The sequence below is a fragment of the Achromobacter sp. ESBL13 genome (assembly GCF_036668755.1).
Lineage (GTDB): Bacteria > Pseudomonadota > Gammaproteobacteria > Burkholderiales > Burkholderiaceae_B > Achromobacter.
Genome location: NZ_JAZEVT010000006.1, coordinates 122,145 through 147,792 on the forward strand (window position 1 = coordinate 122,145; position 25,648 = coordinate 147,792).

General features: G+C 64.6%; 19 protein-coding genes. 9 read left to right on the forward strand and 10 right to left on the reverse strand.

Annotated features, from left to right (window positions below):
* Positions 1-26: 26 nt before the first annotated feature.
* From V6F88_RS21940 to pmbA, 6 genes are all read right to left on the reverse strand, one after another.
* Entirely contained in the window at positions 27-815 is a 789-nt protein-coding gene (locus V6F88_RS21940; RefSeq protein WP_332612203.1) for an ABC transporter ATP-binding protein, read from the reverse strand.
* Positions 808-1,689: a branched-chain amino acid ABC transporter permease gene (locus V6F88_RS21945; RefSeq protein ID WP_332612205.1), complete on the reverse strand. Its 882-nt coding sequence runs from the start codon at positions 1,687-1,689 to the stop codon at positions 808-810. The genes V6F88_RS21940 and V6F88_RS21945 overlap by 8 nt, the downstream gene beginning before the upstream one ends.
* Before the next feature lie 3 nt (positions 1,690-1,692).
* A complete protein-coding gene (locus tag V6F88_RS21950) occupies positions 1,693-2,574 on the reverse strand; it encodes a branched-chain amino acid ABC transporter permease (protein WP_046806103.1) in 882 nt (293 codons plus the stop codon).
* Positions 2,575-2,746: 172 nt separating this feature from the next.
* Positions 2,747-3,901 (reverse strand): ABC transporter substrate-binding protein, encoded by a 1,155-nt coding sequence (locus V6F88_RS21955; protein ID WP_006226687.1) that lies wholly within the window; start codon positions 3,899-3,901, stop codon positions 2,747-2,749.
* A 259-nt stretch (positions 3,902-4,160) separates the two neighbouring features.
* Positions 4,161-5,255 (reverse strand): TRAP transporter substrate-binding protein, encoded by a 1,095-nt coding sequence (locus V6F88_RS21960; protein WP_332612208.1) that lies wholly within the window; start codon positions 5,253-5,255, stop codon positions 4,161-4,163.
* A 158-nt stretch (positions 5,256-5,413) separates the two neighbouring features.
* Entirely contained in the window at positions 5,414-6,778 is a 1,365-nt protein-coding gene (gene pmbA / locus V6F88_RS21965; RefSeq protein ID WP_332612210.1) for a metalloprotease PmbA, read from the reverse strand.
* 58 nt (positions 6,779-6,836) lie between these two features.
* On the opposite strand from pmbA, the gene yjgA reads away from it, so the two are divergent.
* The 6 genes from yjgA (at position 6,837) to V6F88_RS21995 (ending at position 11,860) form a co-directional block, all read left to right on the forward strand.
* Complete coding sequence (gene yjgA, locus V6F88_RS21970; RefSeq protein ID WP_332612212.1) at positions 6,837-7,388, forward strand: ribosome biogenesis factor YjgA; 552 nt, start codon at positions 6,837-6,839, stop codon at positions 7,386-7,388.
* 30 nt (positions 7,389-7,418) lie between these two features.
* Positions 7,419-8,096, forward strand: a complete 678-nt coding sequence (locus tag V6F88_RS21975; RefSeq protein WP_332612214.1) for an alpha/beta hydrolase — start codon at positions 7,419-7,421, stop codon at positions 8,094-8,096.
* A gap of 414 nt (positions 8,097-8,510) precedes the next feature.
* The gene (locus tag V6F88_RS21980; protein ID WP_442880380.1) at positions 8,511-9,506 is read left to right on the forward strand and encodes an ABC transporter substrate-binding protein; all 996 of its coding nucleotides are present in this window, start codon (positions 8,511-8,513) and stop codon (positions 9,504-9,506) included.
* Positions 9,506-10,318, forward strand: a complete 813-nt coding sequence (locus tag V6F88_RS21985) for an ABC transporter ATP-binding protein (RefSeq protein ID WP_332612218.1) — start codon at positions 9,506-9,508, stop codon at positions 10,316-10,318. Before V6F88_RS21980 ends, V6F88_RS21985 begins: the two co-directional genes overlap by 1 nt.
* Before the next feature lie 3 nt (positions 10,319-10,321).
* Positions 10,322-11,158 (forward strand): ABC transporter permease, encoded by an 837-nt coding sequence (locus V6F88_RS21990; RefSeq protein WP_332612220.1) that lies wholly within the window; start codon positions 10,322-10,324, stop codon positions 11,156-11,158.
* Between the two features lie 9 nt (positions 11,159-11,167).
* A complete protein-coding gene (locus V6F88_RS21995) occupies positions 11,168-11,860 on the forward strand; it encodes an isochorismatase family cysteine hydrolase (RefSeq protein WP_332612222.1) in 693 nt (230 codons plus the stop codon).
* A 151-nt stretch (positions 11,861-12,011) separates the two neighbouring features.
* Here the strand turns inward: V6F88_RS21995 and V6F88_RS22000 are convergent, their stop codons facing one another.
* Complete coding sequence (locus V6F88_RS22000; protein WP_332612224.1) at positions 12,012-14,453, reverse strand: bifunctional acetate--CoA ligase family protein/GNAT family N-acetyltransferase; 2,442 nt, start codon at positions 14,451-14,453, stop codon at positions 12,012-12,014.
* A gap of 119 nt (positions 14,454-14,572) precedes the next feature.
* Between V6F88_RS22000 and gltX the strand changes: the two genes are divergently transcribed.
* Positions 14,573-15,979: a glutamate--tRNA ligase gene (gltX, locus tag V6F88_RS22005; protein ID WP_332612226.1), complete on the forward strand. Its 1,407-nt coding sequence runs from the start codon at positions 14,573-14,575 to the stop codon at positions 15,977-15,979.
* Positions 15,980-16,186: 207 nt separating this feature from the next.
* Here gltX and V6F88_RS22010 read toward each other — a convergent pair whose 3' ends face one another.
* The 3 genes from V6F88_RS22010 to V6F88_RS22020 all read right to left on the reverse strand — a co-directional run bounded on the left by V6F88_RS22010 (position 16,187) and on the right by V6F88_RS22020 (position 18,767).
* Positions 16,187-17,386 (reverse strand): MFS transporter, encoded by a 1,200-nt coding sequence (locus V6F88_RS22010; protein ID WP_332612228.1) that lies wholly within the window; start codon positions 17,384-17,386, stop codon positions 16,187-16,189.
* A gap of 157 nt (positions 17,387-17,543) precedes the next feature.
* Positions 17,544-18,050 (reverse strand): hypothetical protein, encoded by a 507-nt coding sequence (locus V6F88_RS22015; RefSeq protein ID WP_332612230.1) that lies wholly within the window; start codon positions 18,048-18,050, stop codon positions 17,544-17,546.
* A gap of 267 nt (positions 18,051-18,317) precedes the next feature.
* Complete coding sequence (locus V6F88_RS22020; protein WP_046806515.1) at positions 18,318-18,767, reverse strand: Lrp/AsnC family transcriptional regulator; 450 nt, start codon at positions 18,765-18,767, stop codon at positions 18,318-18,320.
* A gap of 130 nt (positions 18,768-18,897) precedes the next feature.
* Here V6F88_RS22020 and V6F88_RS22025 point away from each other — a divergent pair, with 130 nt between their 5' ends.
* Together V6F88_RS22025 and V6F88_RS22030 are read left to right on the forward strand one after the other, a co-directional pair.
* Positions 18,898-22,404 (forward strand): indolepyruvate ferredoxin oxidoreductase family protein, encoded by a 3,507-nt coding sequence (locus tag V6F88_RS22025; protein WP_332612232.1) that lies wholly within the window; start codon positions 18,898-18,900, stop codon positions 22,402-22,404.
* Between the two features lie 303 nt (positions 22,405-22,707).
* Positions 22,708-25,638 carry a ribonucleoside-diphosphate reductase subunit alpha gene (locus V6F88_RS22030; RefSeq protein ID WP_332612234.1) on the forward strand — a complete coding sequence of 977 codons (2,931 nt, stop codon included), beginning with the start codon at positions 22,708-22,710 and terminating at the stop codon, positions 25,636-25,638.
* Positions 25,639-25,648 lie beyond the last annotated feature (10 nt).

A 25,648-nucleotide genomic window follows, 5' to 3' on the forward strand; every position in this document is an offset into this window, starting at 1 on the left:
ATTCATCTTGGGAGCAGCCCGGCAACTCATTTGGCGGCCTCCACTTGTTCGGTGTCTTCGTCGTCTTCGCGACCCAGATAGGCCTCGATGACCTGCTCGTTGTTGCGGATTTCGTCGGGGCCGCCGCAAGCAATGATCTTGCCGAAGTTCAGCACCGCGATGCGTTCGCACAGGCCCATGACGAAGCGCATGTCGTGCTCGATCATCAGGATGGTGTAGCCGCGATCACGGATGGCCAGGATCTCGCGCATGAGCTCGGCGCGTTCGCCGGTGTTCATGCCCGCGACCGGCTCGTCCAGCAGCAACAGCTTGGGCTCGGTGGCCAGCGCGCGCGCCAGCTCCAGGCGGCGCTGTTCGCCGTAGGACAGGTTGTCGGCCAGATCGTTTGCCTTGTGATCCAGGCGCATCCACGTCAGCAGTTCGTGCGCGCGCTCGCGGGCACGCTTTTCGTGTTCGCGGTAACCCGGCAGTCCCAGCAGCAGGCTGGGAAAGCCGTAGTTCATGTGCCGATAGGCGCCCACCACCACGTTTTCCAGCAGCGTCATCTCTTTGAAGAGACGAATGTTCTGGAAAGTGCGGGCGATGCCCATGCGCGTGATGCGGTGCGGCTTCTTGGACAGAACGCTTTGGCCGTTGAACGTAATGGTGCCGCCGCTGGGCGGCAACAGGCCGGTGATCAGGTTGAACACGGTAGTCTTGCCGGCGCCGTTGGGGCCGATCAAGCCGAAGATGGAACCCTCGGGCACCGACAGATTGACGTCATGCAGCACATGCAGGCCGCCGAAGCTCTTGGAGACGGAAGAAAGCTCAAGCATGGCGCTTGCCCCCCTGGCCGCCCCGGCCTTGACGCATCCAGCGCTTGAAGCGCGCCGGATCCCAGATGCCCTGCGGCAGGAACAACACAATCACCACCAGAATCACTCCGTTGGCGACCAGGCGCAGATCCGCAAAACCGCGCAGCAGCTCAGGCAACACGGTGATGATGAAGCTGCCCAGCACGGGACCGGCCAAACCGCCGATGCCGCCCAGGATGGCCATGGTCAGGATTTCAACGCCACGGTCGAAACCGTATTCATTGGGACCGATGAAGAAGGTCAGGTGCGCGTTCAGCGCGCCGGCCAGACCCGCGATCATCGCGCCGGCCACGAAGGCCAGCATCTTGTTGGCGCGCACGTCGATGCCCATCAGCCCGGCCGCCGTTTCGTCGCCACGAATGGCGTCGAACGAACGTCCGATCTTGGAGGCGCGCACACGCCACAGCACGAACAGCACAATGACCACCGCCAGCACCACATGCCACCACTGCGTCAGCTGCGGGATGCCGTTCAGGCCCAGCGCGCCGCCGGTGATGGATTCGGTGTTCAGGATGGTGACGCGCACCACTTCGCCAAAGCCCAGCGTGGCCATGGCCAGATAGACCCCGGACAGGCGCAAGGTTGGCAAGCCGATCAACGCCGCCACCAGCGCGGGCGCGGCCATGCCCCCGGCCAGCGCGACCGTGAACGGCGCGTCGTAGTTCATGGTGAGCAGCGCGGCGGTGTACGCCCCGATGCCCATGAAGGCGGCGTTGGCCATGGCCAGCATGCCGCAGGCCAGCGTCAGCCAGATGGAGAGGGCCAGCAATGCGTTGGTGCCCAGCGTAAGCACCAAGTTGCCGTAAATGGCCCAGAAGTTTTCGAATCCGCTCATTCTTTAAGCCTTGCGTTGAACCACTTTGCCGAACAGACCTTGCGGGCGCACCAGCAGGATCAGGAACAGCAGGCCGAAAGCCACCGCGTCGCGCATGGTGGAGCCGATGTAGGCCACCGACAGCACCTCGGCGAATCCCAGGAACAGACCGCCCAGCATGGCGCCGCGTATGTCGCCCATGCCGCCCAGGATGATGACCGCGATGCCCTTGTGCAGCATCGGCTGGCCCATCAGCGGGAACAGCGCGTTCGAATACAGGCCGATCAGCACGCCGGCCACGCCACCCAGGGCAGCGGCGGCGAACGAGGTCGTGACGAACAGCTTTTCAACGTTGATGCCCAAAAGCCACGCGGCCTTGGGCGACTCGGCGATGGCGCGCAGCGCGCGGCCGAACTGCGTGCGGCGCATCACGTACATCAGCACGGCCATCAGCGCGAACGACAGGAAGATGATGCCCAGCTCGATCACGGTCAGGTGCAGGCCGGCGACCTCGATCACTTCCTCGGGCACGGTGCCGTGCGGAAAGCGCAGGTTGCTGGCGCCAAAGATGCTCTGGGCGCCGTTATTCAGAATGATGCCCACGCCAATCGTGGCAATCATGGGGATCAGGTGGGGTGCGTTGCGCTTGCGCAGCGGCTTGAGGACCAGGTAATCGATGATGACCCCGGTGAAGCCGGCCACGAAGAACGCGACCATCAGCGCCGCCCACAAGGGCAGGCCGAATTGCTGAACCACGAACAGTGCCGCGTAGGCGCCAACCATAAAGACGGCGCCATGCGCCAGGTTGATCACCCCGAGCACGCCGAAGATCAGCGTGAAGCCCAGCGCGAACAGTGCATACACACAGCCCAGCGACAAGGCATTGACGAATTGTTGTTCGAACATGATGGGACTTTCCAGATCTATGAGGGCCCCATGCAGCGCCCACTGCATGGCCTGACACCGCCCGCGAAGACGGCATGGCTTTTATTGGGACGGCCCTGCGATAAAAAGCGCCTTGCGGCCAGCCGGACGGCTGCCCGCAAGGCGCATCCCCCCGCGCGGGGATGCGTAGCGCTTACTTCTCGATGACGTACTTGCCGTCCTTGGTCACGCTGACGATCGGCGCCTGGTCGGCGTCATAGCCGGCGGGCTTGCCGGCGCGGTCGTTGGCTTGGCGGAACTTGAACGCGCCGGTGGCGCCGGTCCAGGTCACGGACGGCAGCGCGTCGCGCAGCGCGGCACGGTCCTTGGGCAATTCGCCGGTGATCTTGGTGTTCTTCAGCGCCTGGGCCACGATGTACATGGCGTCATACGACTGGGCGGCGAACTGGTCCGGCGACCCGTTGAACTTGGCCTTGTAGGCGTCGATGAACTTGACGTTCTCGGGGGCCTTGTTCTCGATCGACCACGGGCTGCCGATCCACAGATTGTTCGATGCGCCGCCAGGGGCCAGGTCGAAAATCTTGACCGAGTTCATGCCATTGCCGCCAATGACGGGCACGTTCAGGCCCAGTTGGCGCGCTTGCACCATGATCGGGGCGCCTTCGGCCAGCAGTGCGGACAGCACGATGGCGTCGGGGTTGGTGCCCTTGATCTTGGTCAGCTGTGCCTTGAAGTCCACGTCGCCCTTGGCGAACGTTTCGGTCGTGGTGACCGGGATCTTCTGGTCTTCCAGCGCCTTCTTGAAGTTGTCGTAGCCGCTCTTGGTGAAGACGTCGTCGTTACCGTAAAGTACGGCCACGTTCTTCAGGCCGGTCTTCGCCTTCACGGTGGAAATCGTAGCCGGCAGCACGTCGGCTTCCGTGACCGAGTTGCGGAACACGTAGTTGCCGATGGACGTGATGCCGTCGGCGGTGTTGGACGTACCGAAGGCGACCGTCTTGGCCGCTTGCGCGATCGGGTCAGCGGCTTGGGCCGAGTTGGACAGCGTCGGGCCGAAGACCATCAGGACGTTGTCTTTGAAAATCAGTTTCTTGAAGACGTTGATGGCCTCTTCTTTCTTGCCTTGTTCGTCTTCGACAACCAGCACCAGCTTGTTGCCATTGATGCCACCCGCGGCGTTGATTTCATCAGCGGCAAGCTGGAAACCATTACGGATCGACACGCCGTACTGGGCGGCGCCGCCGGACAGGGCTTCCGCCACGCCCAGCTTGATGTCGGCCGCGTGCGCAGCCGGGACGATACCAGCGGCGATCAGCGCAGCCAGCAGCTTCTTGGTCTTGGATTGCATGGTTGATACCACCTTAAAGTCTGTCTCGGAATATTGGTAATCCGGGCTGGTGTAATCCCGCCGGATTGACGTCATATGCCGCCTAAAGGCGCCATGATTGCGCGTCAAGACCCGGGATATTACTCCTTTGTATCAGGCCGAAACTCGAATGTGGTTCGAGAAAAGCCCGAAAACCGCCCATTTTTTTGTAAAAAATGCGCTATTACTAGCAAAAACCCTACTTCGCACCGAATGCCATTCGGCGTCCGGCGCCCTCCTTCTACCTGCCCGACAACGCCACGGCTACGTACTGGCCGTAAGCGTTTTCAGTCAGGCGGAACCACGGCATCTCGCTGTCGCGAAAGCCCATGTAACTGTCGTGTATTGCCCTGAACTTCGGGTCTTTGGCGGACAAGTCCTTGTAGACCTGCTGCGTGGCCTCGAAGGCCACGTCCATGATGGATCGGGGAAATGCGCGCACTTGGGCGCCGCTGGCCGCCAGTTGCGCCAGCGCGGACGGGTTGCGCGCGTCGTAGCGGGCGGTTAGCGACACGTGCGCCGCCAAGGCGGCCGCCTGCACAATGGACTGGTAATGCTTGGGCAGCTTGTTCCAGGCCTCGTCATTGATATACAGCGACAGTTGCTCCCCGGGTACCCACCAGCCGGGTCCGTAGTAATACTTAGCTACTTTATCGAAGCCCAGCTTGGCGTCGTCATAGGCGCCCGCGCCCGCAATGGCTTGCAGCCCTTCCTTGTTGAAAGCTTCGGCAAGCGGCACCTGGTTGACGGCCTGCGGCGCCACGCCCAGCCGGGCCAGCACATCGGCGGCCAGGCCCGAGACGCGCATCTTCAGGTCTTTCAGGTCAGCCTGGCGCTTGATTTCCCGCGCATACCAGCCGCCCATCTGTGCACCCGTATTGCCCAGCGGGAAGTTGATGATCTTTTCGGGTTTGAACAGTTCGCGGGTCAGGCGCAGGCCGTCGCCTTCGCTCATCCACGCGTTCATCTGGCGAGCCGTCAGCCCGAAGGGCACGGCGGCGTCAAAAGAAAAGGCGGGGTTCTTGGCGTGATAGGCCCGCGACGAGCCGTGTCCGCATTCCACCTTGTTGGTGGAGACGGCTTCAAGCAGGTCGGCGGCCGGTACGATTTCGCCTTCCGGAAAATGGCGGATATTGAACTTGCCGCCCGTGGATTCCGTGACGAACTTGCAGAACTGTTCACCCGCGCCGATGCGCAAGTCCAGCGTGCCGGGAAACGCCGAAGCCAGCCGCCAGCTCAAGGAAGGCATGTCTTGCGCAAACGCGGGCGCGCTGACGGCGGCGCCCGTTGCAACGGCGCCCAGCCCGGCATGCTTCAAGAATGAACGTCGTTGCATCGCAATGCTCCTCAGCAGCTTCGGGGACGTCGAGCAATACCCGCCGGATATTACACGTTGAGACCATGCCGGGCGCTAGAGGAATTCCCCAGCCGCGCGGCACCCATCCCGATGCATTCGGCAGGATGGATGAGCGCGCCCGCGGGCGCGCTCATGGGTCAGGTCCCGGCGATGGCCATTTGCTCGATCAGGATCGAGCCGGTGGTTTTCGTGCCGCGCGAAATAGTGTCCGCGCCCACGGCGACGATCTGCTGGAACATGTCGGCCAGGTTGCCGGCGATGGTGATTTCCTGGACCGCGTGCTGGATCTTGCCGTTTTCCACCCAGTAGCCAAACGCGCCGCGCGAGTAATCGCCCGTGACGTAGTTGACGCCCTGGCCGATCAGTTCGGTGACCAGGAAGCCGGTGCCCATTTTCTTGAGCATGGCTTCAAAGTCGTCAGCGCGTTTAGTCAGCGTCGAGCTGAACACCAGGTTGTGCGAGCCGCCGGCGTTGCCGGTGGTGGCCATACCCAACTTGCGCGCGGTGTAGCTGGACAGGAAGTAGCCTTCCAGCACGCCGGCCGACACGACGTTGCGGCGGCGGGTGCGCACGCCTTCGTCGTCAAACGGCGAGCTGCCCATCGCGCCGGGGATGTGCGGATCTTCGGTCAGGTTGATGTGCGTGGGGAAAATGGGCTTGCCCAGCGCGTCCAGCAGGAAGCTGGCCTTGCGATACAGCGCCCCGCCATTGACGGCTTGCGTCAGCGCGCCGACCAGGCCCAGCGCCAGCGGCGCTTCGAACAGCACCGGAAACTTGCCGGTGCGGATGCGGCGGGCCGACAGGCGCGACAGCGTGCGTTCGGCGGCGTAGCGGCCGATGGCTTCGGGCGAAGCCAGGTTGGCCGGATCGCGTTCGGACGTGTACCAGTAGTCGCGCTGCATGCCGTTGCCCCGGCCCGCGATGGGCGCCACGGACAGGCTGTGGCGCGAATACGGGTAGCCGCCCAGAAAGCCACGGCTGTTGCCCATGACGAACTGGCCTTCGTAGGTGCCCACGGTGGCGCCGTCGGTGTTGGTGATGCGCGGATCGACGTCGCGCGCCGCGCGTTCGGCGCGCAAGGCGAGTTCGGCGGCTTCCTCGGTGGACACCGTCCAGGCGTGGTGCAGGTCCAGGTCGGGGAATTCGGTGGCCAGCTGGTCGGCGTCGGGCAGGCCCGCGGCCGGGTCGGCGGCGGTGTGGCGGGCGATGTGCCAGGCGGCTTCGACCGTCTGGCGCAGGGCGGCTTCAGAAAAGTCGGAGGTCGAGGCCGACCCGCGGCTCTGGCCGGCGTAGACCGTCAGGTCCAGCGAGCGATCGCGCGTCTGCTCAACGGTTTCGATGTCGTTCTTGCGTACCGAGACCGACAGCCCCAGGCTTTCCGAGACTTCCGCCGCCGCGTCCGAGGCGCCGATCTGGCGCGCGTAGGCGAGGGTTTGCTCAACGAGTTCGGAAAAACGCGCGTGATTCGCCGCCAGCGGCAAGGATGAGGAGGTTTTAACCATTGCTGTCCAATTTGCAGAGACGGTTATCATAGCCAAGTCTGTCATTGCGCAGTTTTCCATGAATTCCCATACTGAAGAAGAATCCGTCGACGACGGTTACGACGAGAACGGCTACGACCGTCCCAGCAAGTCCCAGGTCAAGCGTGAAATGCACGCCTTGCTGGACCTGGGCAAACAGCTGATCGAACTGTCCCCCGAACGCCTCAAGCAATTGCCGCTGGCAGAGCGCCTCTATGAGGCAATCCGCACGGCGCAGCGCACGACGGGCCGCGAAGGCCGCCGCCGGCAAGTCCACTTTGTGGGCAAGCTGATGCGCGACGCGCCCGCCGAAGAAATCCGCGCGCAGCTGGATGTGTGGGAAAACGGCTCGCGCGAAGAAACCGCCGCCATGCACCGGCTGGAAGCCCTGCGCGACCGCCTGCTGGACGACGACGACACGCTGACCAAGCTGCTCGCAAACAATCCACAGGCCGATGCGCAGCAATTGCGCACGCTGATTCGCGCCGCGCGCAAGGAAAAGCTGGGCAATGCCTCGCTGCTGCAAGGCCAGGAGCCGCAAAAGAAGCACTATCGCGCGCTGTTCCAGGCCTTGAAGACCTTGACGCTCTGATTCTCCCCTTTTGATTTTTTTCGGCCGTCCATGAACGCTTCCAACGACCTGCTCGACTGCATCGAGATCGAAACCGCGCCCAACCCCACGCACGCCGTCATCTGGCTGCACGGCCTGGGCGCGGATGGCAACGACTTCGCCCCCATCGTGCCGGAACTGGACCTGCCCGCGGGCCTGGGCGTGCGCTTTGTATTTCCGAATGCGCCGGTGCAGCGCGTGACGATCAACAACGGCATGTCGATGCGGTCCTGGTATGACATTTTGGTCATGGACCTGGTCCGCGTGGAAGACGCCAAGGGCATCCGCGCGTCCGAAGCCGCCATCCACAAGCTGATCGCACGGGAAAACGCGCGCGGCATCCCGACGTCGAACATCGTGCTGGCGGGCTTCTCACAAGGTAGCGCGATGACCTTGCACACCGGCTTGCGGCTGACCGAAAAGCTGGCGGGCATGATGGCGCTGTCGGGGTATCTGCCGTTGCTGAATACGGCCGAAGCCGAACGCCACAACGCCAACCACGCCACGCCGATCTTCATGGCGCATGGCCTGCACGACCCGGTTGTGTCGTTGGCGCGCGCCGAGGCGTCAGTAGCGGAATTGAAGCGGCTGGGCTATGACGTGCGCTGGCACACGTACCCGATGCCGCATTCGGTGTGCGCCGAAGAAGTCCGGGATATCTCGGCGTTCTTGAATAGCGTGCTGGCTTGAGGCAGCCGTGATGTTGAGGCGCGCGCCGGGCTTACCGCCCCGCCGCGCCTGATCTTGCCGGCTGCAAGAACCCGCTTCGTGCGCGCCCCCGTAGCCTGGGCCTGGGCCTTGCCCCAGGCAAGGCTAGCTCCAGCCCCCTGCCGACGATCCGGCAAAATTCCTTTTGGTATACCAAGTGGTATTCAAGCCTTGAATTTTCCGGGCTTCAATGGCGCTCGTCCATAGAGAAAAACGCCAATCCCAAAAAGCTTGTCTGCGGCCGCTGCTTGAATATAGTATTCGATCCATGCCTTATCGGCCCGGGCTGCTGGTGTTCGGGCTTCCCTGTTGTTGCTGTCGATTCAACCCCATTGGCCGTGCTGCGCCGGGTTTCGGCGTGCCATACAAGACGCAGGAGAAAGTTCCGTGAAATCCATGCCACTTCCCCGCCTGGCGGGCGCGGCGCTGCTTGCGCTGTTTGCTCCCTTGGCCGCTCAGGCCGAAGCTTTGAATCCCCCCGTGAAGGTGCGCTACGAAGAAGTGGTGCGATCCGTGCTTTACGTGCCCAAATACGTGGCCCTGTCGCAGGGATACTTCAAGGACGCCGGACTGGACGTGTCCATGAAAACCTCGCAGGGCACCGACAAGGGCATGACCGCCCTGCTGTCGGGCAGCGCCGATATCGTACTGATCGGGCCCGAGGCGTCCATCTATGTGCAGAACAGCGAATCGCCGGTCAAGCCGAAGATCTTTGCCGGGCTGACCGCCACCGACGGCTTCTTCCTGCTGGCGCGCAAACCGATCGACAAGTTTGACTGGTCGATGCTCAAGGGCAAGGAAGTGATCGGTTTTCGACCTGGTTCGAATCCCATCGTGTTCCTGGAAACCGCCTTGCGCAAGCACGGCCTGGATCCACAAAAAGACGTCAAGCTGCTGAACAACATCGGCATTCCGGCGCGGGCCGGCGCCTGGATGGCGGGCCAGGGGGAATACGGCATCTTCCTGGAGCCCGAGGCCGGCGAGCTGGTGCGTAACGGCAAGGGCTACATCGTGGCGTCGGTGGGCCATGAAGTCGGCCAGGTGGACTACACCGTCTTCACCGCCACCGACAAGTACATTCGCGACAACCCCAAGGTGATCCAGGCCTGGACCAATGTGGTCGCGCGCGCCGAGAAATACGTGAAGGACACGCCGGCCGCGACGCTTGCGCCGCAGATCATGACGTTCTTTCCGGGCATGGACCAGGGCGCGGTCACCGAGGCCATCGAACGCTACAAGAAATACCAGATCTGGAAGACGACTCCGCTGGTCACGGCCGAGGCCATGAGCCAGTTGCAGGACATGCTGATCGCCAGCGCCGTCATGAAGGACTCTGCCCGCGTGAAATACGAAGACGTGGTGGTGGCCGACTTTGCCAAGAAGGTGCAGTGATGGGGGCCGCCATCCATAATCTGAAGCCGGCCACCGCCACGGCAAAAATCGAACTGCGCGACGTCTGCCTGTCCTACTTCACGACCGAAGGCGAGACCGAGGCGCTGTCGAACGTGTCGTTCTCGCTGGCGCCGGGCGAATTCGTCAGCCTCATCGGCCAAAGCGGATGCGGCAAGAGCACCTTGCTGTCATTGATTGCGGGCCTGATTCCACCCACATCGGGCGCCGTGATGGTCGATGGCCAAAGCGTGACCAAGCCGAACCCGCGCATCGGCTACATGTTGCAGCAGGACTATCTGTTTGAATGGCGCACCATCCTGGACAACGTGATGCTGGGTGCCGAGATCCAGGGCAGGCGCGATGCGCGCAGCGAGGCGCGCGCCGTGCACATTCTTGAAAAGTGCGGGCTGGGCGCGTTCCTGACGCACACGCCGCGCCAGTTGTCGGGAGGCATGCGCCAACGCGCCGCACTGGCGCGCACGCTGGTCACCGAGCCCGACGTGATTTTGCTGGACGAACCCTTTTCGGCACTGGACTCGCAGACCCGCCTGGCCATCTCGGACGAAGTCGTGGACATCCTGCGGCGCGAGGGCAAGACCGTGGTGCTGGTCACGCACGATATCGGCGAAGCCATCGCCATGACGGATCGCGTCATCGTGCTGTCGCGCCGCCCCGGCCGGCTGAAAAGCCAGTACCGCATCCACTATGGCGACGGCGCGCGTCCCACGCCCTTCCAGGCGCGCTCGCGGCCGGAATTCAACGCTTATTTCAAACAGCTCTGGGATGAGCTGGACGTACACGTGGAGGGTTGATCGATGAATTCCCCCGTTGCCAACACCGTTCCCCTGCGCGCCGTGCCCGCGCCCAGCGCCAAATACCTGGACTACCTGCGCCGGGACCGCGCCAAGAAACGCAATATCCGCTTAAGCCAGGCGCTGCTGCTGGTCGTGTTCCTGTGCGCGTGGGAAATCCTGCCGCGCATGCACATCGTGAACCCGCTGCTGACCAGCTATCCCAGCGCGCTGTGGCCCACGTTCATTGACCTGTGGAACAACGGCCACCTGGCCAAGCACATCATGACCACGCTGTCGGCCACGCTGGTCGGCTTCACCCTGAGCATGGCGATCGGCATCGTGGTGGCCGCCGCGCTGTGGTGGTCGGACTTTCTGTACAAGGTGCTGGACCCCTTCCTGGTGGTGGCCAACGCCATGCCGAAGATTGCCTTCGTGCCGATCTTCTATCTATGGCTGGGGTCTGACTACGCCGTGTACGGCATGGCGGTCGCCATCGCGGTGTTCGTCACCATCATGGTCGTGTACGCGGGCTTTCGCGGCATCGACCAGAACAAGGTGAAGCTGGCCCACACCTTTGGCGCCAGCCGCTGGCAGGTGCTGACCAAGGTGGTGCTGCCGGGCAGCGTGCCCACCTTGATCGCGGCCGTGAAAATGAACATCGGCCTGGCGCTGGTGGGCGTGATCGTGGGGGAATTCCAGTCGGCCGATTCCGGCCTGGGTTTCCTCATCATGAACGGCAGCCAGGTATTCAAGCTGAATATCGTCATGACGGCAATTGCCATGCTGGCGCTGATCTCCAGCGTCATGTACCTGATCATCTATCGCGTCGAAGCCGCCGTGGCGCGGCGCTACGGCTAAGGAGGCGTCATGGAATTTCCGCAATGGGTACAAGACCGCGTCGTGGCCCGACAGGGCTGCCTGCATCCCTACGACACCCTGCCGGCCGCGCGTTGCGCGGTGGTCGTGATCGACATGCAGCAGTACTTCACCCTGCCCGGCTATCAAGGCGAATGCGCGCCCGCCCGTGACATCATCGCGCCGATCAACCGGCTGTGCGACGCGGTGCGCCCGGCGGGCGGAACGGTGGTGTGGGTGCAGACGGCGTCGGACAACGCCGACGCATTCTGGTCGCACCACCACGGCGTGATGCTGACTCCGGAACGCAGCAAGCGACGCCTGGAGACACTGCGCCGGGACTCGCCGGGGTTTCAATTGCACCCCGACCTGCACGTGGACGACGCCGATCCGCGCGTGGTCAAGCGGTTCTACAGCGCCATGGCGCCGGGCTCGTCAGAGCTTGAACCGCTGCTGCGCGGGCTGGGGGTGGATACGCTGCTGATCACGGGCACCGTGACCAACGTGTGCTGCGAATCCACCGCGCGCGACGCGATGATGCGCGACTTTCGCACCATCATGGTCGACGACGCGCTGGCGGCGGTCACGCCGGCCGAACACGAACATGCCTTGCAAGGCTGGATGCTCTTCTTTGGCGACGTGCTGTCGGTGGGCGAGGTCACGGCGCGGCTGACGCCGGCCGAGGCGGTGCGCAAAACCGCCTGACGGCGACGGCGCGTCGGGCCACGCGCGGCAACGGGCGGCGCATCACCGGCAGGCCAGGCCAGGCCGGGCCGGGCCGGGCCGGGCCGGGCCGGGCCAAGCCAGGCCCAGCCAATCCACGCCGGGCCAACCCGATGCGCTCGGTTGTCAGCGTTCAGGCCAAGCCCAGCCACACGCGCCGCATCGTCGGGTCTTCCGGATCGGCGTCGTTGGTAAAGCCCAGGCTGGTCATCAGCGCCAGCATGGGCCGGTTGGTCGACAGCACCAGCCCGTCGATGTATTCCAGGCCCTGCTCACGCGCGGCGTCGATCAGCGCCGTCATCAGCTGGCGGCCCAGGCCGCGCCGCTGCCAATCGTCGCCGATCACCAGCGCGTATTCCGCGCCGCGCCCGTCCGGGTTGCGCAGATAGTGGGCAAAGCCCACGATCACCTCGCGCGGATGCCCGCGGTTGGCCGGATTGGGCACTTGCGTGGCCGCCACCAGCGCCAATTCACGGTGGTAATCCACCTGCGTGTAGCGCGACACCATGCGCGGCGTCAGCTCACGCATCATCGACACAAAGCGCATATAGCGCGACCGCTCGGACAAGCCGCGTATGAACTCCTGCAAGGCCTCGCCGTCTTCCGGGCGAATGGGGCGCAGCACCCACGGAATGCCGTCATTGAAGCGGCGCACGTGCACCAGCCGCGTGGGGTACGGGTGGATCGCCATGTGCGGATAACCGGACGTCTGCGGCGTTTCACAGCCCGGCGTTTCGGTCAGCATCATGCGCAGCCCGCCTGCGCGCAAGTGCGTTTCGCCGGCGTAGAGCGGGTCGATATCCAGCGTTTCGATGTCAGGCAATTCCGACACCATCTCAGACACCAGCACCACCGCCTGTTGCAGTGATTCGGCCGCCATGTGGCCCACGCGCGGCGCCAGCACACGACGCCACAACCGGCTGCGTTCGATCAGCTGACGGGCCAGGAAGCCGTTGAGCGGCGGCAGGTCCATGCCGCGATCCGCCACGGACAGCACCGCGTCGGGGCCGCCCGCGCCAAAGCGAATGACCGGACCAAACTGCGGATCGCGCCGCACGCGGATCGCCATGGGGCGGGACTCGGGTTCCGCCGACGCCACGTCCACCGGCGTGTCGCTTAGCGGCACGTAGAACAGGCCAAGCAAGGTTCGGATTTCAGACGTGTTCAGTTCGCGCCGGCAGTCGGCCCGCACGCGCGCGATGAGCTCGCGCGCGGCGGCCAGGTCGGGCACATGGCTGGGCGGCTCTTGCGGTTGCGTTTGCAGCAGCAGCTGCTGGTTGTAGTGGTGCGAGGCCAGCACGCCGAACGCGTCGGCGGCCGATTCCGGCGTGCGGAAAGCAGAGGTTCCGGCGTCGTCCAACATACGCCGCAGCGGCCGCATGCCGGCGTCGCCCATGAAGCAGGTCACGACGGGCTTCTTGGCGCTGGGCGCAATCTGCGCCAGCTCGCGCGCCACGGCGGGCATGTCGGCCAGCGCGTCGGGCGCCAGCAGCACCAGCACGCCGTCCACGCCCGTGTCGTCCAGCACCGTTTCCAGAATGGCGCGGATGCGTTCGGGCGTCAGTGGCGTGTAAGTGATGACGGGGTTGTCACAGGCGGCGTCCGGCTCCAGCATGGCCTCCAGCGCGCGGCGGGTGGTGGGCGCCAGGTCGGCGCGCAGCACGGCGGCATCGGGGCCGATCAGGTCCATGGCCAGCTGCGGAGGCCCGCTGCCGTTCGAGATCAGCGCCACGCGCCGGCCCTTGGGGCGGCGCGTATAGCCCAGCACTTTCACGGCCGAGAACAGCTGCACGAAGTAGCGCACGCGCACCGCGCCCGCGCGGCGCAGGGCGGCATCGAAAATGGCGTCGGCGCTGTCGGCGTCGGACCGACCCGCCTTGAGCACGATGACGGGCTTTACGCTGGCGGCGGCGCGCAGCGCGCTCATGAATTCGCGCGCCGGCCCCACGTCTTCCAGATACAGCACGATGCTGTCGGTGCGCGGGTCGCTGGCCAGGTAATCCAGCACTTTCGACAGCCCCACCACCGCTTCGTCGCCCAGCGACACGGCGGTGGAAAAGCCGATGTGCACATCTTCGGCCCAGTCCATGACGGCGGCCATGATGGAGCGCGACTGCGCCACCAGCGCCACGCGCCCCGCGCGCGCCAGCACCGGGTGCTGGCTGAAGTTCAGGCCGGCGTGCGGGCGCTGCGCGCCAAACGAACGCGGCCCCAGCAGTTCGCAGCGGTTCTCTTCCGCCCACGCGCGGCACAACGCCCAGGTGCCGCGCGGATACGGGTCGGGCAGTTCGTGCGGCAACAGAATCACGGCGCGCGGCGCCAGCGGCGACAGGCGGCGCAGCGTTTCCGGCAGCACGGCGGGCGACACGCAAACCAGGGCCAGATCAGGCCGCGCCCCCGCCGCCAGGCCTTCCAGGGCGGTGGGCAGTTCCGGGGCGGCGCCCGCCTGGCAATCGACCACCGTGGTCTTGGCCTTGAGCGCGGGCGACAAAGAACCCGCCGCCGGCAGTGGCCGGTCGGCAACGATCACCAGCGAACTGGGTTCGAACATGGGGGCAAGCGCGTGTCGCAGCATAGGGGATACGCCCTAATCTAAAATACCGTTCATCGTAACAAGACAAGCCCGCCGTCCGCTTGATGTGGACCCAGCCTGACGCCGCTTTTGTGGCGCCGCAGCCGCTATCATTGCCACCTATGACTTCCAACGCCACCTCCCCCATCCGTACGCGCTTTGCGCCTTCGCCCACGGGCTTTCTGCATTTGGGCGGCGCGCGCACCGCGCTGTTCTCCTGGGCGTTCGCGCGCCACCATCAAGGCACGTTCGTGCTGCGCATCGAAGACACGGACGTGGAACGCTCCACGCCGGAAGCGGTCGAGGCCATTCTGGACAGCATGCAGTGGCTGGGCATGCAGCCCGACGAAGGCCCCTTCTATCAGATGCAGCGCATGGACCGCTATCGCGAAGTGGTCGCGCAGATGTTGGCCGCCGGCACCGCTTACCATTGCTACAGCTCGCCCGAAGAAGTGGAAGCCATGCGCGAAGCCGCCCGCGCGCGCGGCGACAAGCCGCGCTATGACGGCACGTGGCGCCCCGAACCCGGCAAGACGCTGCCCGCCATCCCCGAAGGCCGCAAGCCGGTGGTGCGCTTCAAGAACCCGCAAGAAGGCGCCACGTCCTGGAACGACATGGTCAAGGGCACCATCAGCTTCGACAACACCGAGCTGGACGACCTGATCATCGCGCGCCCGGACGGCACGCCCACGTACAACTTCTGCGTGGTCGTCGATGACTGGGACATGGGCATCACGCACGTGTTGCGCGGCGACGATCACGTCAACAACACGCCGCGCCAGATCAACATCCTGCGCGCGCTGGGCGCCACCTTGCCCGAATACGGCCACGTGCCCATGATCCTGGGCCCGGACGGCGAAAAGCTGTCCAAGCGCCACGGCGCGGTCAACGTCATGGAATACGACAACGACGGCTACCTGCCCGAGGCCATGATCAACTACCTGGCCCGCCTGGGCTGGAGCCACGGCGACGACGAACTGTTTTCGCGCGAGCAGCTGGTGTCCTGGTTCGACACCAAGCACCTGTCGAAGTCGGCGTCGCAATGGGACCCGAAGAAGCTGAACTGGGTCAACGCCCACTACATCAAGCAGATGGACAACGCGGAACTGGCCGAACGCGTGGCGCCGCGCGTGGCGAACCGGGGCGGCCATCCTGAAAAAATCGATCTGCCGGGCGTGATGGGCCTGCTGAAAGACCGCGCTGAAACCTTGGAACAATTGGCCGATGGCGCGATGCTGTTCTGCGCGCCGTTCACGCCGGCCGCGCCGGAACTGGTCGAGCAGCACCTGACCGCCACCGCGCGCGAAGCGCTGGCCGACTTTGCCCAGCGCGCGCAAGACACCGACTGGACCCGCGAGGCCCTGTCGGCGCTGATCAAGGCCGTGCTGGCCGACCGTGGCATGAAGATGCCGCAACTGGCGATTCCGCTGCGCGTGGCGGTGACGGGCCAAACGCAAACCCCGGCCGTCGATGCCGTGCTGGCCCTGCTGGGCAAGCAAACGGTGCTGGCTCGCCTGGCGGCCATCTAAGCAAGACGGGCTTCAAGTCGGGCCGGGTCAAGGCCGGTCCGGTTGAAGCCAGATCGGCTCAAGCCAAGACGATCCAGGTCGGATCCGATCCGGTGGCCACAAGACGGCGTTCCCAATTTCGGAACGCCGTTTCTTTTGCTATAGGGTGGCTAGGGGTTGGCTATGGGCTGGCTATGGGCTGGCTGTTGCCTTGCCATCGGCCCTGGCCTACGCGTTCGTGATCGCCGACCGCGCCTTCAACGCCCGGGCGAAGAACGCGCCCAACAGCGGCAGCAGCACCGCCGACCCGCCAAACAGTGCCGCGGCGCCGATCTCGTCCACCACCGCGCCCGCCAACGCCACACCCGCCGCCTGCCCCATGAACAGGCACGACGCGAACCACGCCACCGCCGTGCCGCGCGCGGACGGGACCATCTGCGTCGCATTCGTTTGCAACGTCGCATGCAGCAGGTAATAGCCGAAACCCGCCAGCACGCTGGCAAGCAGGCTCCACATCCAGACCGGCCCCAGCAGATACGACAGGAAAGCGACGCCCAGCACCAGGCCACCCGCGACGGCCAGGCCACGTTCGCCCAACCGCTTGAGTATGCGGCCCGCCACCACGGTGTAAAGCAGCCCGCCCACCGCGTACACGGCCACCAGTGCACCGGCGGCCGTCAGCGAAATATCAAACCGTTCGTGTAGGTAAGACGGCGCGAACGCCAGCGCGCCAAAGACCAGCAAGCCTTCGACAAACACCGTGGCCAACACGATGCGTGCCCATGGCGTGCCCAGCACCAGCCGCGCCTGTCCGATAAAACCCTGCCGTGCGGCGTTAGGATCAACCTGCGCAAAGCCCGCCACGCGCTGGCGCCGAACCTCCAGGTGCAGCAGCACGCCCACGATCAGGTAGCCCACCACCAGGGCCGCGAAGGCCCAGCGCCAGCCCACGGTGTCCGCGAAAATGCCGCCGGCCAACTGGCCCGCGGACATGCCCAGGATGGTGCCGGTCAAAAAGCGGGCCAGCGTCGCCTGCCGGCGCTCGTAGGGCACGTTGTCGCCAATCCAGGCCATCGACAACGGTACGATGCCCGCCCCTGCCGCGCCGGAAAGGGCGCGGCAAAGCACCAGCACATCCAGCGATTCAGCCATGACGGCGCCCGCGCTGCCTAACGCACAGGCCACGGTGGCCACGCTGACCACGCGGTATTTGCCGTAGCGGTCGCCCACGGGACCGAAGAACATCTGCAACACGCCATAGGCCACCGCAAACGCCGTCACGGCGCGCGCGGCCTGACCGGTGGTGGTGCCGAATTCCGCTGCCAGCTGCGGCAGCATGGGATCACAGATGCGAAAGGCGCTGGCGCTGACAAAGGCGGCCAGGGCAAGCAGCGCGATGGCGCGTGCTTCAGAGGACATGGCGGGCATGGGAAACCGGCGGCTAGGCAAAAGTCGAAGCCCGCACCTTACCGCAGCCCGGCCATCTTGGCGCGGTGGGCGAACACAGTGTCCGCCTCGCGCAACGGTGCGTCAGGCGCGGCTTTGTTCTGGCGCAGCGCCGGCACGCGCCATCCCCGCGCAACGATCAATACGGCAGGCGGTAGCCCTGCGGCATGCGGCGCGCGGTGACGACCTGGCCACCGCTCTTGAGTTCGCGCAGCGTCAGCTTGGCGCGCTCGACCTTTTCGACGCGATAGCGGTTCACGTAAATGGGGTCGTTGGCGTCCACGGGCTCGCCGGCGGACTTGGTCGTCTGCATCGTGTAGACGTTGTCGGCCACCGTCCAGCAGCCGGTCTCGCGCAGCGCCGGACGCGACTTGCGCCCGATCTTGAGCAAAGACTCATAGGCCATCGAGCCATCGGCGGACAACACGATCAGCGATTGCAATTCGCCGCTGACATCGCGCGGGCGCGTGTTCGACAGCCAGGTTCCGATCATGGGATCGCCGTTTTTAGCCGGCACGCAGACGACCGGCTTGGGCGGGTCGGCGGGCTGGGCCTCGGTGATGACGGCGGGCTTTCTGGCAACGCATCCGGCCAGGATAAGAACGGCGCAGGCGATGCCGGCCGAACGCAAATACACACTGCTCATGACTTCCTCAACACGTCTGTCGACGCGCCGCGCCGATCACACCGGCACGTCCTTCGCGCAGCAAACATCACGCACTCTAAAGAGCCGTTGGGGAAGAATCAACGACGATCCGCGCGGTGTGCAATTGCGCAACAGTCCGCGTCGCAAAGCCGCTGGTTTAGCCATGGAACGCGCACGAATGCGTTGGTTTCAAGCGACACCGCGCGCGTCTCCACGGGTTCTCTTTCTACGCCCTCTATATATAGAGGGCGCTGCGATTGGCCTCGGTCACAACGGCAGCCGTTGTTCGTGCTTGATCTCGCGCAGCGCCACGATGGTGCGCGTCTGCCGGATGCCGGGCATGTTGAACAAGAAGCGATGCAGGAAGCGGTCGTAGGCCTCGGGGCTTTCCACCAGGATCTTCAACAGGAAATCCGAATCGCCGGTGACCGCGTAGCACTCCAGGATTTCGGGCGCGTCGCGCACCGAGCGTTCGAAGTGTTCAACCGTGTTCGACGAATGCCGCTCCAGGCTGATCTGCGCAAACATGCAGCCCAGGCCCACCTTGCTGCGGTCCACCTGGGCGCTATAGCCCTGGATCACCCCGCTGGCTTCCATCGCCTTGACCCGCCGCCACACCGGCGCGGCCGATAGCCCTACCTTGTCGGACAGCTGCTGCGCCGAAGCCCGGCCGTCCTCCTGTAAGGCCTTGAGGATGCCGATATCGGTCTTGTCCATCGCTTTGTCTCCTGGTTTTTGTCGAACACGAAATGTTCATTGCGAATTATAGGGATAGCACGATCCAAAAACGCAATAAATCGGATGCCGCGCGAACCTATCATGGTGCGAAATACCAGGAGCATTCATTATGGACGGCACTCCCGCCCCCGAACCCCAGCTGGACCTTGACTACCAGCTTGCCGACAACCTCACGCGGGAGTCCGGCCGCATCTTTCTGACCGGAACGCAGGCGCTTGTGCGGATCATGCTGACCCAGGCACGGGTCGACCGTGAGCGCGGGCTGAACACGGCGGGCTTTGTCTCGGGCTACCGCGGTTCGCCGCTGGGCGGCGTGGACATGGCGATGTGGAAGGCGAAGAAGGCGCTGGACGCCAGCAAGATCTCGTTCCTGCCCGGCATCAACGAAGACATGGCCGCCACTGCCGTCATGGGGACACAGCAGGCCGGCGTACGCGCCGACCGCAACGTCGATGGCGTGTTCGCCATGTGGTACGGCAAAGGCCCGGGCGTGGACCGCGCGGGCGATGCGCTGCACCACGGCAACGCGGCGGGCGCATCGCGCAACGGCGGCGTGCTGGTGGTGGTGGGCGATGACCACACCGCCGTGTCGTCCTCGATTCCGCACGCCAGCGAAGCGTCGTTGATCGGCTGGCAGATGCCGATCGTGCATCCGACGTCGATCGACGAGTACGAGACGTTTGCGCTATGGGGCTGGGCGCTGTCGCGCTATTCGGGCACGTGGGTCGCATTCAAGGCCGTGTCCGAAACCATTGAAAGCGGCCACTCGTTCAGCCCCACCCCCGTGCAGCACTACGACATGCCGGCCAACCCCGACATGCCGCCCGAGTCGCTGGAGTATTCCGCGCGCGACTTCCTGTCGCTGGCTGTCGAAGCGCGCATGAACCTGCGCATGAAAGCCGTGGCCGCCTTCGCGCGCCGCCACAGCATCGACCGCCTGACCTGTCCGGCGCCGCGCGCCACGGTGGGCATCGTCACCGTCGGCAAAGCGCATCTGGACACCATGGAAGCGCTGGCGCGCCTTGGCGTGGACACCGTCACCGCCAACGCACCCGTGCGCATCTACAAGCCGGGCCTGACCTGGCCGATGGACGGCGAGCGGCTGCTGGAGTTTGCGCGTGGGCTGTCGCACATCCTGGTGATCGAAGAAAAAGGCGCCGTGGTCGAAAGCCAGATCAAGGATCTGCTGTTCAACCTGCCGGACCGCCCCACGGTCATCGGCAAGAAGGGCTTGGCCGGCGAAACGGTGGTGCCCTCGGCGGGTCAATTGCGCCCGTCGCTGCTGGCGCGGCCGCTGGCGGCATGGTTGTCGCGCAGCGCGGGCCTGCCGCTGGGCGCGGACCTGGCCGCTTTCGATTGCCAGTCGGCGCTATCGAACGACGCCGACGGCATGCGCCGCCGGCCGTATTTCTGTTCGGGCTGTCCGCACAGCACGTCGACCAAGGTGCCCGAGGGCAGCCAGGCCTTGTCCGGCGTGGGCTGTCACTACATGGCTGCGTGGATGGACCGCGACACGGGCGGGTTGACGCAGATGGGCGGCGAAGGCGTGGACTGGATCGGCTTGTCGCGCTACACCAAGATGCCGCACATCTTCCAGAACATGGGAGAAGGCACCTACTACCACTCGGGCTACCTGGCGATTCGCCAGGCGGTCGCCGCGCGCGCCAACATCACCTACAAGATCCTGTTCAACGACGCGGTTGCGATGACGGGCGGGCAACCCGTGGACGGCCCGATCTCCGTGCCGCAGATCTGCCAGCAACTGCGCGGCGAGAACGTGGCGCGCATTGTGGTCACCAGCGACGAGCCCGAAAAGTACCAGGGCGTGGACCTGGGCCCCAACATCAAGGTGCACCACCGCCGCGAGCTGGACGCGTTGCAGCGCGAGCTGCGCGAGATTGCCGGCGTGACCGTGCTGATCCATGACCAGACGTGCGCCGCCGAAAAGCGCCGCCGCCGCAAGAAGAACCAGTTCCCCGACCCGGCGCGCCGCATGCTGATCAACAGCGCGGTATGCGAAGGCTGCGGCGACTGCGGCGTGCAATCGAACTGCCTGTCGGTGGTGCCGCTGGAAACGCCGTACGGCCGTAAGCGCGCGATCGACCAATCCAGCTGCAACAAGGACTATTCCTGCGCGGAAGGTTTCTGCCCCAGCTTCGTGTCGGTCATGGGCGGCAAGCCGCGCAAGAGCGCCGCGCCCAAGACGGACCAGGAACGCCTGCAACGCCTGATCGAGCAGTTGCCGCAACCCGCCACGCCGTCGCTGGACCGCCCCTACCGCCTGCTGGTCGCGGGCATGGGCGGCACGGGCGTCATCACCATCGGCGCCATCGTATCGATGGCCGCCCACCTGGAAGGCCTGTCGGCGGCGGTGCTGGACCTGACCGGTCTGGCGCAAAAAGGCGGCACCGTTGTCAGCCATATCCGCCTGGCGCCGGCCGGCGCGCCGGCGGGCCCGGTCCGACTGGACTGGCAGCAAGCCGATGCCGCCATCCTGTGCGACCCGGTAGCCTCGGTAGCGCCGGATTCGCTGGGCGCGCTGCGTCGCGGGCACACGCAGGTCACGGTCAACACCTATGTGGCGCCCGTGTCCGAGTTCACGCGTGACCCCGATGCCGCCATGCGTCCCGAAGCACTGCTGGCAAAGATCCGCCACGCCGCGGGCGATGCCAACACGGCCGCCATCGACGCGCACGACGCCGCGCTGGCATTGTTCGGCGACAGCATCCTGTCGAACATGTTCATGCTGGGCTATGCCTGGCAGCGCGGCGGCGTGCCGTTGTCGCAGGCGTCCATCAACCGCGCCATCGAACTGAACGGGGTAGCCGTGGCCGCGAACCGCGCGGCATTCGACAGCGGCCGGCTGGCGGCGCATCAACCCGACGCGCTGGAAAGCGCCCTGCGTCCGCGCGCCCAGGTGGTACAGCTGCACGTGCCGGAAACCTTCGAACGCGCCGTGGCCCGCCGCATCGCGGACCTGACCGCGTATCAAGACGCCCGCTATTCACGCGTCTACCAGGACGTGGTCGAAGCCGTCGCCGCGCGCGAACGCGAGCTGGCGCCCGACGCCAAGTCGCCGCGCCTGGCGATGGCGGTGGCGCGCGGCCTGTTCAAGCTGATGGCCTACAAGGACGAATACGAAGTGGCGCGGCTCTACACCGGCGACGCGTTCCAGGCGCAGTTGAAGGGGCAGTTTGAAGGCGACTACAGCCTGCGCTTTCACATGGCCCCGCCGATCTTCGCCCGCAAGGACCCGCGCACCGGCGTGCCGCGCAAGATGACGCTGGGGCCGCGCACCATGTCGGCACTGAAATTGCTGACACGTCTGAAAGGCCTGCGCGGCACCTGGTTCGATCCCTTCGGCCACACTGCCGAACGCAAGATGGAACGGGCGCTGGTCACCGAGTATCGTCAGACCATAGACCAGCTTCTTGTAGGGTTGACCCGGGACAACATCGCGCAAGCAGCTACAATCGCCGGCCTTGCAGAAACCATCCGCGGCTACGGCCACGTGAAGGCGGCAAGCGTCGAGAAGTACCGGACACAATTGGGTCGATTGATGCAGAGCTATACAGCACCGGCCCCGCGCGACATACCCCTGCGGAAAACCGCATAAACAGTCGCTTTGAGCCGTGCACTCCTGGGCGCGCCTTACTGGGCGCGCCCAGTGCATTTAGTTACAATCTTTTGTGAGCTTCGTCATATCTTCTTCTTGTTCCAGTAGGTCTCGATCACTAGAATTAGTGTCCAACGAGGGGTGCTACACTACATGTTGTGGTCGCCCAAGCGCTGATTCTCGTCGGCCACGCCTTTTGGACTAAGCCGTCCAAGCCGTTCCGACCCCCTCAAAAGATCCACATTCGTACCCGGCATGACCGCCGTCATGTCGCTATCTACGCGTTTTCGCACAGGAGCTTCCATGCAGACTTCGATCGCCTCTGTGACCCGGCCTTCGGCCGTGCCGCCCTCGCAAACCGATTCCCCTGCCGACGCCAATGGCGGGCAATGGGCCAGCTACAACATCATTCGCCGCAATGGCTCGGTGGTTGGGTTTGAACCCAGCAAGATCGCCATCGCCATGACCAAGGCCTTTCTGGCCGTCAACGGTGGCCAGGGCGCCGCGTCCGCGCGTGTGCGCGAACTGGTCGAGAACCTGACCAGCCAGGCCGTGAACGCCCTGGTGCGCAACCGCCCCAACGGCGGCACCTTCCATATTGAAGACATCCAGGACCAGGTTGAACTGGCGTTGATGCGCTCGGGCCAACATGACGTTGCCCGCGCCTACGTCCTGTATCGCGAGAAGCGCACGCAAGAGCGCGCCGCCGCCGCTGCCGCCGAAGGCCAGGAAAAGGCCGCCGCCGCGCCCGAAGAACATGTGCTGAACGTGACCGACGCCGGTGTGCGCCGTCCGCTGGACCTGGCTGAGTTGCGCGCGACCATCGTCGCCGCCGGCGAAGGCCTGGACGAATTCATCGACAGCGAATCCATCCTGAAGGAAACGGTCAAGAACCTGTACGACGGCATCCCCGTCGACGAAGTGTTCAAGTCCGCCATCCTGTCCGCGCGGGCGCTGGTCGAAAAAGACCCGGCCTACAGCCAGGTCACCGCTCGCCTCTTGCTGCACACGATCCGCAAGGAAGTGCTGGGCGAAGAAGTCTCGCAAGACGGCATGGTCGCGCGTTACGCCGAATACTTCCCCACGTTCATCGCACGCGGCATCGAAGGCGGCCTGCTGTCGCCCGAACTGGCCAACTATGACCTGACCCGCCTGGGCAAGGCCCTGAACGCCAAGCGCGATCTGCAATTCGGCTACCTGGGCCTGCAGACGCTGTACGACCGCTACTTCCTGCACATCCGCGGCACCCGCATCGAACTGCCGCAGGTGTTCTTCATGCGCGTGGCCATGGGCCTGGCGCTGCGCGAAGCCGACCGCGAAACGCGCGCCATCGAGTTCTACGAGATCCTGTCCTCGTTCGACTTCATGAGCTCGACGCCGACGCTGTTCAACTCGGGCACGCTACACTCGCAGCTGTCGTCGTGCTATCTCACGACCGTCTCCGATGACCTGGAAGGCATCTACGACGCCATCAAGGAAAACGCGCTGCTGGCCAAGTACGCCGGCGGCCTGGGCAACGACTGGACCCCGGTGCGCGCACTGCGCAGCCACATCAAGGGCACCAACGGCGAAAGCCAGGGCGTGGTTCCGTTCCTGAAGGTCGTCAACGACACCGCCGTCGCGGTGAACCAGGGCGGCAAGCGCAAGGGCGCGGTGTGCACGTACTTGGAATCGTGGCACCTGGACATCGAAGAATTCCTGGAACTGCGCAAGAACACCGGCGACGAACGCCGCCGCACGCACGACATGAACACGGCGAACTGGATTCCCGACCTGTTCATGAAGCGCGTCATGGAAGGCGGTGAATGGACGCTGTTCTCGCCGTCCGACTGCCCCGACCTGCACGACAAGGTTGGCCGCGCGTTTGAAGAAGCGTATATCGGCTACGAAAAGCGCGTCGCCAGCGGCGAGCTCAAGCTGTACAAGAAGATGCCGGCGCTGACGCTGTGGCGCAAGATGCTGTCGATGCTGTTCGAAACCGGCCACCCGTGGATCACGTTCAAGGATCCGTGCAACATCCGTTCGCCGCAGCAACACGTGGGCGTGGTCCACAGCTCGAACCTGTGCACCGAGATCACGCTGAACACCAACGAATCCGAAATCGCGGTGTGCAACCTGGGTTCCGTGAACCTGGTCGCGCACATGAAGCCGGCTGCCGGTGGTGGTTTCGAACTGGATCACGACAAGATCAAGCGCACCGTCAGCATTGCGATGCGCATGCTCGACAACGTCATCGACATCAACTACTACGCCGTCGAGAAGGCTCGCAATTCCAACGCGCGCCATCGTCCGGTGGGCATGGGCATCATGGGTTTCCAGGACTGCCTGCAAATGATGCGCGTGCCTTACGCATCGCAAGCCGCCGTTGAATTCGCCGATCGTTCGATGGAAGCCGTTTGCTATCACGCGTACTTCGCGTCGAGCCTGCTCGCCGAAGAACGTGGTCGCTATCAATCGTATGAAGGTTCGTTGTGGTCGCGTGGCATCTTGCCGCAAGACACGTTGAAGATGCTGCGTGATGAACGCGGTGGTCATGTTGAAGTTGATGAATCGAGCACGCTCGATTGGGATACGTTGCGCGCGCGCATCAAACAACACGGCATGCGCAACTCCAATTGCGTGGCAATTGCCCCAACCGCGACTATTTCCAATATCATTGGTGTATCTGCGTGCATCGAACCTACTTTCCAGAACTTGTACGTCAAATCGAATCTCTCCGGCGAGTTCACGGTCGTTAACGATTACCTCGTGCGTGACCTGAAGAAACTCGGTCTCTGGGACGAAGTCATGGTCGCCGACCTCAAGTACTTCGACGGCAGCCTGTCCCGCATCGATCGCGTACCTTCCGAACTCCGCGAACTCTATGCCACCGCGTTCGAAGTCGAACCGAGCTGGCTGGTTGAATGCGCGTCGCGCCGTCAGAAGTGGATCGATCAAGCCCAGTCGCTGAACATCTACATGTCGGGCGCATCGGGCAAGAAGCTGGATGACACCTACAAGCTGGCATGGCTGCGTGGCCTGAAGACCACGTACTACCTGCGTACCCTGGGCGCCACCAGCGCCGAGAAGTCCACGGGCCGCGGCGGCGAACTGAACGCCGTCACCGCTGGTGGTCAATCCACGACCGCGGCCGTGGGCGCCGCACCTGTTTTGCCGGAACCCGAAGTTCTCGGGGCGGTTTGCACCATGCGGCCGGGCGACCCCGGCTTCGAAGAGTGCGAAGCCTGCCAATAACCGCCTCCGG

Bases quoted from the DNA above. Each gene is read 5' to 3' on its own strand.
- V6F88_RS21990 (WP_332612220.1), top strand. From the start codon at position 10,322: ATGAATTCCCCCGTTGCCAACACCGTTCCCCTGCGCGCCGTGCCCGCG.
- V6F88_RS22025 (WP_332612232.1), top strand. From the start codon at position 18,898: ATGGACGGCACTCCCGCCCCCGAACCCCAGCTGGACCTTGACTACCAG.
- V6F88_RS21940 (WP_332612203.1), bottom strand. From the start codon at position 815: ATGCTTGAGCTTTCTTCCGTCTCCAAGAGCTTCGGCGGCCTGCATGTG.
- V6F88_RS22020 (WP_046806515.1), bottom strand. From the start codon at position 18,767: ATGGACAAGACCGATATCGGCATCCTCAAGGCCTTACAGGAGGACGGC.
- V6F88_RS21995 (WP_332612222.1), top strand. From the start codon at position 11,168: ATGGAATTTCCGCAATGGGTACAAGACCGCGTCGTGGCCCGACAGGGC.
- V6F88_RS21975 (WP_332612214.1), top strand. From the start codon at position 7,419: ATGAACGCTTCCAACGACCTGCTCGACTGCATCGAGATCGAAACCGCG.
- V6F88_RS22030 (WP_332612234.1), top strand. From the start codon at position 22,708: ATGCAGACTTCGATCGCCTCTGTGACCCGGCCTTCGGCCGTGCCGCCC.
- V6F88_RS22000 (WP_332612224.1), bottom strand. From the start codon at position 14,453: ATGCTGCGACACGCGCTTGCCCCCATGTTCGAACCCAGTTCGCTGGTG.
- V6F88_RS21955 (WP_006226687.1), bottom strand. From the start codon at position 3,901: ATGCAATCCAAGACCAAGAAGCTGCTGGCTGCGCTGATCGCCGCTGGT.
- V6F88_RS21985 (WP_332612218.1), top strand. From the start codon at position 9,506: ATGGGGGCCGCCATCCATAATCTGAAGCCGGCCACCGCCACGGCAAAA.
- V6F88_RS21945 (WP_332612205.1), bottom strand. From the start codon at position 1,689: ATGAGCGGATTCGAAAACTTCTGGGCCATTTACGGCAACTTGGTGCTT.
- gltX (WP_332612226.1), top strand. From the start codon at position 14,573: ATGACTTCCAACGCCACCTCCCCCATCCGTACGCGCTTTGCGCCTTCG.
- V6F88_RS22010 (WP_332612228.1), bottom strand. From the start codon at position 17,386: ATGCCCGCCATGTCCTCTGAAGCACGCGCCATCGCGCTGCTTGCCCTG.
- pmbA (WP_332612210.1), bottom strand. From the start codon at position 6,778: ATGGTTAAAACCTCCTCATCCTTGCCGCTGGCGGCGAATCACGCGCGT.
- V6F88_RS21950 (WP_046806103.1), bottom strand. From the start codon at position 2,574: ATGTTCGAACAACAATTCGTCAATGCCTTGTCGCTGGGCTGTGTGTAT.
- V6F88_RS21960 (WP_332612208.1), bottom strand. From the start codon at position 5,255: ATGCAACGACGTTCATTCTTGAAGCATGCCGGGCTGGGCGCCGTTGCA.
- yjgA (WP_332612212.1), top strand. From the start codon at position 6,837: ATGAATTCCCATACTGAAGAAGAATCCGTCGACGACGGTTACGACGAG.
- V6F88_RS22015 (WP_332612230.1), bottom strand. From the start codon at position 18,050: ATGAGCAGTGTGTATTTGCGTTCGGCCGGCATCGCCTGCGCCGTTCTT.
- V6F88_RS21980 (WP_442880380.1), top strand. From the start codon at position 8,511: ATGCCACTTCCCCGCCTGGCGGGCGCGGCGCTGCTTGCGCTGTTTGCT.